Annotated in this window: 3 protein-coding genes; all 3 read right to left on the bottom strand. The window is 50.3% G+C overall.

The window, feature by feature from the left end; genetic code table 11:
- On the bottom strand, positions 1–828 hold an 828-nt coding region (locus ACOJS8_RS23560), incomplete at its 3' end, for a zinc-binding dehydrogenase (RefSeq protein WP_420151011.1).
- Positions 821–1,777 (bottom strand): aldo/keto reductase, encoded by a 957-nt coding sequence (locus ACOJS8_RS23555; protein ID WP_420151010.1) that lies wholly within the window; start codon positions 1,775–1,777, stop codon positions 821–823. The genes ACOJS8_RS23560 and ACOJS8_RS23555, both read right to left, overlap by 8 nt.
- 355 nt (positions 1,778–2,132) lie before the next feature.
- Positions 2,133–6,311 carry a two-component regulator propeller domain-containing protein gene (locus ACOJS8_RS23550; protein ID WP_420151009.1) on the bottom strand — a complete coding sequence of 1,393 codons (4,179 nt, stop codon included), beginning with the start codon at positions 6,309–6,311 and terminating at the stop codon, positions 2,133–2,135.
- Positions 6,312–6,354 lie beyond the last annotated feature (43 nt).

The raw sequence follows: 6,354 nt of genomic DNA, 5'->3' as shown, positions 1-6,354 counted from the left end.
AACGAACATGCCCGTGTTATAATCGACCGGCTTTTTGGCGTATCCAATATAAACCACCCGTCCCGTGTAAGCCACCTCATCGACGGCAGCCCGGTACGTAGCCGGATTCCCGACCGCTTCGATCACTACGTCGGGACCGTCCCCATTGGTGATGGCCATCAGGGCCTCATGCAGATCGACCTGTGTGGTATTGATGGTATGGGCAGCCCCGGCAAGTTTCGCTGTGCGCATCTTGGCGTCGTCGATGTCGATGGCAATCACCTCGGCGCCCCGATGAACCGCAGCCGCTACGGCCCCCATGCCCACGATCCCGCAGCCGATCACCGCTACTTTTTCACCCGCAGCCACTCTACCCCGGCTCACGGCATGAAAACCGACTGTCAGTGGCTCGACCAGGGCTAGTTCCCGAACGGATAAAAGAGCCGAACTGTGCAGCTTTTGCCAGGGAACGCTAATCAGGTGAGTCATCGCGCCGGGTCGGCGGACGCCCATTGTTTTGTTATCCTGGCAGGCGTTCGGCCGCCCTCTTCGACAGGAAAGGCAAACGCCACAATTCAGATACGGGTTCAGCGTAACACGCATACCGGGCTGGAAATGACCCGGCACCAGGTTGCCAGTTTCCAACACTGTGGCCCCCACTTCGTGGCCCAATACGTTCGGGTATTCCTGTAATTCAAACAGCCCCCTGAACCCATTGAGATCTCCCCCGCAGAATCCGACGCTGCTAACCCGTAACAGTACGTCCTCCTGCCCGGGTGTGGGAATGTCAATATCACGTATTTCGGTTTTTCCGGGCTCCACCAGCACCAGTGCAGGTTGTTTATTCATGTTGCCTGTTTGATTTAGGGATATTATTTTCCGGCTTTCCCTCAAACCACATCTGATTTTTTACCGGAGCGATCAGGGTATCAATGCGCTGAAGCAACTCATCGGGAATCTGTATCTGAAGCGCTCGTAGATTCTGTTCGACCTGCCGCTGCTCCGACATGCCCACGATGGTGGTCGCAATCACCGGGTGCTGCACGGCATAGTTCAACGCTACGTCGCTCAGCGCCAGTCCGTATTCATTACAAAGGGCGATTAGTTTGGGCTGTATATCTTTCACAGCCTGAGGGGAACTTTGCCAGGGGGGAATCGGGGCGTCCGACAGAATCCGCTGCATGAGAGGAGCAGCATTCATCAGCCCAAACCCTTTATCGATCGATAGGGGCACCAGTTCGTCGTTGATTTCGTCGTCCAGCAACGTATAGTGGCCCCAGGACAAGACCGTATCGACGTTCACGTGTCGGGCTATCTGGGCCAGATACCGTACCGGCAATCCCGAAAAACCGACGTACCGCGCTTTTCCCATTTCTTTAACTTTAAGAGCGGCCGGAATAGCCTGGGTCAAGACCTGCTGCCGGTCGCCAAACTCAATGTCGTGAACGGTCAGCAGATCCACATAATCCACCTGTAACCGCTCCAGCGACTCGTCGATGCTTCGCAGCACACGTTCGTAAGAAAAATCGAAGATGCCATTTCCGTACCGGCAACATTTAGTGGCTACAAAAACGGAATCACGTTTATTCTTTAGCGCTTTCCCCAACCGTGTTTCGGCCAGTGTGTCTCCATAAAACGGGGCTACATCAAATAAATTAATGCCCTGATCGATGGCAGTATGCACTGCGCGTATGCTTTCGGCCTCCGTTACGTCGTTGAACACGTTTCCTAAAGGCGATGCGCCAAAGCTCAGTTGTGATACGTTCAGGTCGGTTTTTCCTAATTGGCGATACTGCATTGATTATATTTTGTAGACAAAATACGTAATGGTGGCCAGTATGATCGATAATACGTCAGAAACAAGCAAAATGATTCTCCAGCTACTTTACTAGAAAATACCCCTACCTGAAATTTCTACTAGTCAGGAGTTTTTCATAAACCCTGAATCACCAATCAGAAAGGTTACGGACAGCCGTCACTGCGAGCCAGCAAAAGAAACTTTCCAAAGCGGACAATCATAAGCCAAACCGTTAGCTTGATTTGACCAAATCATCTACTGTTTAACTAATAGGCAGGTCATTCTCAATCGAAAGCTGTCAAAACGGTGTAGTAAGAAAGGCTTTTCACAGTAGGTGCGGTTCAGGATAGATGGACTACGAAATAGGTAAGGTGATGATAAATTCGGTACCCTGACCTTCGGTACTTTCTACCGTCAATGTCCCACCATGTCCTTTCGTGATGATATCGTAGCTCAGAGAAAGCCCCAGTCCGGTTCCCTCGCCCACAGGTTTGGTGGTAAAAAAAGGGTGAAAGATCTTCTCCCGGATCGTTTCAGGAATACCAATGCCATTATCCTGAATACGAATCTGAACCGCTTGTTCAGTTCCCTCAGTGGGATTAGACGAGCGGTGACGCAGCAATTTGGCCGAGCCATCCACCTGCTCAGGGGAAGCCTTTATCAGCGCCGTACTTACCCGAACTACAGGTGAATATATATCCCCCGCCAGACCACCCTGTCGGTGTGCGTGTGCGGCTTTAGCCCGCTCAGCTACGGCATAAAAAGCATTGCTATACAGATTTAACAGCACCCGTCCTATCTCCTGGGGTACTACGTCTATTCGTCCCAGGTTGGCGTCAAAGCTGGTCACGAGTTCACAGTTAAACCGAAACGACGGGCCGGCCGATTCGGTTATTCCGCCCTTGGTCTTATCTTTCGCTCTCATGCCATGATAGGCAAGTTTGAGGTATTCTTCGGCCAGCGCATTCAAGTGGATCGGGCGTTTCTCCCCCGATTCGGTGCGGCTGTGTTCCAACATATCCTTGACGATACTACTAGCCCGGTTACCGTGGCGATGGATCTTCCTGAGGTTATTGGTCAGATCGCTTAAGATTTCTTCGGCAAAATCTTTTTCGTTGTCTGGTAATTTCTGGAAGGGTCCCTCCTTTAGTTCAGTCAAGAGTTCCGTGCTCACCTGGGAGAAATTGTTGACAAAATTAAGCGGGTTCTGAATCTCGTGAGCAATGCCAGCAGTCAATTCGCCCAGGCTAGCCAGTTTCTCTTTCTGAATCAATTGTTGCTGGGTTTTTTGCAAATCTTCCAGCGTCGATTCCAGATGGTCGCGCTGGGTTACTATCTCTTCTTTCTGCTGTTGCACCTCTCTGGTACGCTGGGCTACATGGGCTTCCAGCAACTGATTCTTCTGACGCAGGGCCTTAGATCGGTATTGCATAAACGCCCATAGGCTGCCCCCTGCCAGCCCCGCATAGAGCAGGTAGGCCCACCAGGTTCGCCACCAGGGAGGCCGAACGACGATGCGGAGGCTGATGCCTTTTTCATTCCAGACCCCGTCGGCATTGGCGGCTTTGACCCGAAAGGTGTATGTACCCGGACGCAGATCGTTGTAACGCGCCTGACGAGTAATACCGCTAAACACCCAGTCTTTATCAATAGGGGTTAATCGATAAGCATATTGAGACTCTTTATCCCGATCGTATAGCAACGCAGAAAAATGAAAGGTCAGCTCATTCTGGTTATGGAGTAGGGTAAGTTGTCTGATACCGGAAATATGAATTGGATTTCGCCCGGTTCGGAACGTAGCAGAATGTCCCCCAACCACCAAATCAGTCAACACAATTGCTGGCGGAACAGGATTAGTGGTTATCTGGTCCGGGGAAAAGGCATTGGTTCCTTTAGCACCACTAATGTATATGATCCCGTCACTTGTTTTAGATGAATGATTGATGACTCCGTCGGGTAGTCCGTTCGCTGAGGTATACCGGATAAAACGACCAGTTTTAGGGTCGAATCGCGAGAGTCCGTTGTTAGTTCCTATCCAAAGCTTTCCTCCATGATCACGTTGAATGGTGAGGGCCGAATTACTGGACAGTCCGTTAGCCGCATTGTAGGATTTTAGAATACGGCCCTTGTTATCAAGCAGTAAAAGACCAAATATATTATCGCCTACCCAAAAGAGACCTGTCTTAGTAGCCGGCAGTATGTCCCGCACACTTAAGGGGCCATTGAGATTATCCCGGTAGGTTTGAAACTTTCCGGTAAGGGTATTTAAAACTTGCACACCACCAGAACCCAGCCCAATCCATAGCTGCTTCCGGGCATCTTCCCGTAGTACAGTAATAGCGTTATCCGATAATCCGGTAAATTCTCGCTTACGGACTAACCCGGCTATGTCTATAGCCTCCGTGGCATTGAGCCGATAGAGTTGAATCCCCCATAGTTCAGGGTGTTTGGGTGGACCACTATTCCAGTTACCATAGGCATAATCATCATCAGATTTATAGCGCAGTCGATAACGGCCTGCAACTAATCGTATCGGCTTAATTTGACTGCGAACTTGTCCGTCCAGACCATCAGCCCGGCTGCCTGTTTGTGTGGCTTGCCATACTACGTTGCCCTGGGCGTCTTCAATCCAGCCATAATCATACTTGACGGTAGATCGCCATTCGCCCCCAACGATTACCAGCAGATCCGTGGTCTGAAGAAGCGTGAAAGGCACGACCCTGTCGATCGCATTGCCGGGATGCAGAATACTCGCTACGTACCGTTGTTTGGTGGTTAATTGTCCGATTCGTCTGTATAAATCGGGAACGTAACTGGTATCGGCCTTGTAATAGTGCGTGAATGTTTGCCGGTCAACATCGAAGTGGTCCAGCCCATTGTCAGTACCTAGCCAAAGGGTACCATCCGAAGCGGGTAACAAGCAGGTAATCGTATTCACCAGTAAACTATTCACCTTGGCTGGATTCTTGGAAAAGTGGGTGAAGGTACCCCGTTGCCGATCCATTAAATTCAAGCCACTGGCCTGCGTCGCCACCCAAAGTCGCCCCCGGTTGTCTTCGGCTATGGCTGTTACCTTGCCGCGTCCGAGGGAATGGGGATCTTCCTTGTTATACCGGTAATGAGTAGAAGCGCCTGTTTTTTTGTCTACTTTATCCAGCCCCTTATCCGTGGAAAGCCACAAAACTGAAGGATCAGATGGAGCCTCATACACCGAATAAATAGTCGAAGATTGGCTTTTGTTTCCAGCAAGCGGACTATTGGACAACAAGGGGAATTTGGCCAGTCTACTTTGTTTATTCAGACCAGAATTCAGACTGCCTACCCAAATAAGACCGGTACGGTCGACCAGAAACGAATGGATACTCTCTGCGTGCAACGCACCGGCCTCATCAGGCCTGCTTTGGTAGCTAATAAATTGATTCAGTCGCTGACTGTAGCAATTTAGCCCACTCGAGGTCAGAAACCATAGATCGCCATTATCTCTTTCACAAAGAACTCTGGCCAGAGCGGGCGTGGTCGGGTCATTGAATTTCGACGTCAGATGCTCGAAGGTTCCTGTTTTCGGGTCCAGCCGGTCCATTCCCTGCAGGGTTGGCACCCAGATCATCCCATTTCGGCTTTGATACACCCCATTCAGGGAATCGGATTGGATGCTGTGAGCGTCTTGCGGATTGTTTTTGAACTGAGTCAGTTGCCCTGTTCGGGGGTTTAGTCGAAACAGTCCTTTTCCGGCAGCAAACGACGAGAGGTATAAATTGTTCTGCTTGTCTTCCGCTATAAACGTAATTTTAGCGAAGTCCGCTGCAAGCTGGGGCGTCGTACGCGGTTTGAAGCGAATGAATCGGTTGGAGCCAGGATCGAGCCAATGGAGCGTATTGGTCGTTTCGCCAGTGGTCGTCACCCATACCTTGCCGGTTCTATCTTCCAGAAAGGCAAAACTGACCAGGCCATCCACCGTGTTGTAATAAATAGAATTGGCGGCTAAACTACGGTTGTTAGCAGGCTCATGACGGAAATAAGTCCAGGTTCTGGTTTTGGGGGTTAACCGATCCAGTAGCCAGCTATTCTGTATCTGCCGAATTGTCCAGATATGTCCTTGTTTATCCTCATGAATAAAGCGCGTAGACTCGTTTGTATCGTTTATCCGGGGACTGTTCCGAGGATATTCGATAAAACGCTGGGTCGTTCGTTCAAATCGAAACAGTCGTTCGCAGCCCACCCAGATGTCGCCGTTATGATCCTCACATAACGACTGGATGTGTCGGCCTTTGAGACTGAATTTATTACGGGCGTTATATTGGTAAACGACCATGGTTGTGCCGTCATACCGAACCAGTCCATTCTGGGTGCCCAGCCACATAAAGCCCAGATGATCCTGAAGCATACAGGTTACCGAGTTTTCGGGTAAGCCATCGACTACGGTTATGTGTTCGAAACGGATACGCGGGGAGGTCGAGGGCAGAGATTGGGCAGGAACTACACTCATGCTTGCTACATACAATAGCAGGAAAGAGAGCAAACGGAAAGGCATCATACTGACTGGGTAGAATGAGGAAGGTTTCAGTAAATGTAAATTT

Origin of the sequence: Spirosoma sp. (assembly GCF_048594605.1) — a bacterium.
Taxonomy (GTDB): Bacteria; Bacteroidota; Bacteroidia; order Cytophagales; family Spirosomataceae; genus Spirosoma.
Note: the sequence above shows the minus strand (reverse complement) of the source record. Positions and strands in the feature narration are given on the sequence as shown.

What these genes read in the sequence shown, in the direction of transcription:
- ACOJS8_RS23555 (WP_420151010.1), bottom strand. Translation starts at nt 1,777, where the DNA reads ATGCAGTATCGCCAATTAGGAAAAACCGACCTGAACGTATCACAACTG.
- ACOJS8_RS23550 (WP_420151009.1), bottom strand. Translation starts at nt 6,311, where the DNA reads ATGATGCCTTTCCGTTTGCTCTCTTTCCTGCTATTGTATGTAGCAAGC.